General features: G+C 59.2%; 2 protein-coding genes. One reads left to right on the forward strand and one right to left on the reverse strand.

Annotated features, from left to right (window positions below; genetic code table 11):
- The first annotated feature begins 118 nt into the window (after positions 1 to 118).
- Complete coding sequence (locus P4U43_RS17810) at positions 119 to 1,231, forward strand: IS110 family RNA-guided transposase (RefSeq protein ID WP_277359934.1); 1,113 nt, start codon at positions 119 to 121, stop codon at positions 1,229 to 1,231.
- 128 nt (positions 1,232 to 1,359) lie between these two features.
- Here P4U43_RS17810 and panB read toward each other — a convergent pair whose 3' ends face one another.
- On the reverse strand, positions 1,360 to 2,190 hold the full coding sequence (gene panB, locus P4U43_RS17815) for a 3-methyl-2-oxobutanoate hydroxymethyltransferase (RefSeq protein WP_277359935.1): 831 nt from the start codon (positions 2,188 to 2,190) through the stop codon (positions 1,360 to 1,362).
- Positions 2,191 to 2,338 lie beyond the last annotated feature (148 nt).

Consider the following 2,338-nt stretch of genomic DNA (forward strand, 5'->3'; position numbering starts at 1 on the left):
CCGGGCCGGACGGGATGTGACTTGATAGGAACGTGGCGAACTCAGGCTCTTCAGTGCTTTGTCCGCCCGGCCCGGTCACCCGTGCTCGCCACCGTCCCCATCGACAGGAACGAGACGCATGACGCTTGCAACGACTGAAACGACCAGCCGACCGGTATCCACGGTCACGATAGGCGTGGATACCCATTCACAGCTGCACCACGCTGCAGTCCTCGACCAGCACGGCTTACTGCTCGCAGATCGGCAGTTCACCACCGACATCGCCGGCTACCAGGAGCTGCTGGATTGGGCTGCCAGTTACGGCATCATCAACTCCGCAGGAGTTGAATGCACCGGCTCCTACGGAGCCGGCCTCACAAGACACCTCCTGGCCGCTGGCATTGACGTCGTCGAAGTCAACCGTGGACACCGCCTTACCCGCAGCCGCTCAGGCAAGAGCGATGTCATTGACGCTGAAGCCGCTGCACGGAAAGTCATATCAGGTGAATGTTCCTCTCCAGCGAAAGACACCACTGGCGCCGTCGAAGCAATCCGCAATCTGCACCTCCTCCGCGATTCAGCCGTGAAGTCGCGTGCTGCTGCACTCGTACAACTTCGCGACGTCCTCGTCACAGCCCCCACTGGAATGCGCGAACGCTTTGATGCAAGAACGCTCGAAGGCAAGGCCACGCAGGCACGCGCATTGCGCCCGGACAATTCGCGGCTGGACGAGCCCGAGCACGCGGTGAAGTATGTGCTGCGGGAGTTGGGGCGCCGTATCTTCAACCTCACGGCAGAGATCAATACGGTCGAGAAGCACATAACCAAGCTGGTGGAAGCGGTCGCACCGACCACTATCGCATTGCCTCAGGTCGGACCGATCACCGTCGCGCAACTGCTGATTACCGCAGGGCAGAACATTGACCGATTCCCCAGCGAAGCAGCCTTCGCCCGACTCTGCGGCGTCGCACCCATCCCAGTCTCATCCGGCAAAACCCACCGCATGCGCCTCCACCGCGGCGGAAACCGGCGAGCCAACCGGGCCATCTACCTCGTCACTATCTGCCGGCTACGCTACGACCCCAGATCCCAGGCATACCGCGACCGCAAACGTACCCAAGGACACTCATCAGCCGACGCAATCCGCAGCCTCAAACGCTTCGTCGCCCGCGAGCTCTACTACGCACTGAAAAAAGACCTGCTCAGAGGACCGAGGGCAGCACCATCCGACTTATCACTACCCTGCCGCTGAAAACACCTATTGTCCCGCAGCTCGCTCTTCACCGGACAAGTTACTGGTCGCCTATTCGAACGGTGCCAGGAGTATCGCCAAAAGGCGCAGGCCAGGGAGGGTTGTGATCGGCGAGGGTCCGCGTTGGCTCAGAAGGTGTGATCCAAGGTTGGGAAAGCTCCCTGACGTACTTCCTTCGCGAAGGCTTGAGCTGCCTTAGTCAGATCCTCGCGCAGGTTTGCGTACTGTTTCACGAAAGTGAACGGCTTTCCGCTCCCGAGTCCTGCCATGTCTTGCCAGACTAGGACCTGCCCGGTGGTGGAAGCTCCTGCACCGATACCGATCGTCGGAATGTCTACGGCAGCATCAATGCCGGTAGCGACGTCTTCGGGAATCATTTCCATCAGGAGGCAGAACGCCCCGGCCTCTTGCAGAGCCAGTGCGTCCTCCATGAGCCGCTTGGCGTCATCTCCGCGCCCTTGGACACGGTAGCCGCCGAGCTGGTGTTCTCTCTGAGCCGTGAAGCCGATGTGAGCCATCACGGGGATGCCTGCATTCGTGAGAGCCGATACGTGGGGAGCGAAGTGTTTCGTGCTCTCCATCTTCACGGCGTGTGCCAGGCCCTCTTTCATTAGCCGCACGGATGACTCCACTGCCTGTGAGGTGGAGACTTCGAAACTGCCAAACGGGAGATCTGCCACCACGAGGGGTCTCTGCACCGATCGCGTGACTGCAGCACATAAAGGAATCAACTGATCCAGTGTCACCGGGATCGAATTCTTATGGCCATAAACATTGTTAGAGGCGGAGTCTCCTACGAGGAGTACATCAATGCCAGCTTGGTCAAAAATCTCCGCTGCATACTGCTCATATGCGGTAAGCATCACAAAACGCTCGCGGACACGCTTTGCCTCTTGAAGGTGTCGGATACGGACATGCTTCACATCGGCAAGGGGCACAGTTCTAGAGGAATCGGTCATTCACTCATCGTACGGAGCTTGTATGCATCCACCGCCAGTACAGTGCCGGTGATTGCTCCGCCTACCGTTGCAAGAGGATCCCCAACTGCCATGGATAGGACCGACGAAACGTGGATGGGAAGTGGGCCGATTTGTCTATAGGAACATC

This window comes from Arthrobacter vasquezii (assembly GCF_029455255.1).
Taxonomy (GTDB): domain Bacteria; phylum Actinomycetota; class Actinomycetes; order Actinomycetales; family Micrococcaceae; genus Arthrobacter_D; species Arthrobacter_D parietis.

Excerpts from the sequence above, each read along its gene's own strand:
- P4U43_RS17810 (WP_277359934.1), top strand. The coding sequence starts at position 119 with ATGACGCTTGCAACGACTGAAACGACCAGCCGACCGGTATCCACGGTC.
- panB (WP_277359935.1), bottom strand. The coding sequence starts at position 2,190 with ATGACCGATTCCTCTAGAACTGTGCCCCTTGCCGATGTGAAGCATGTC.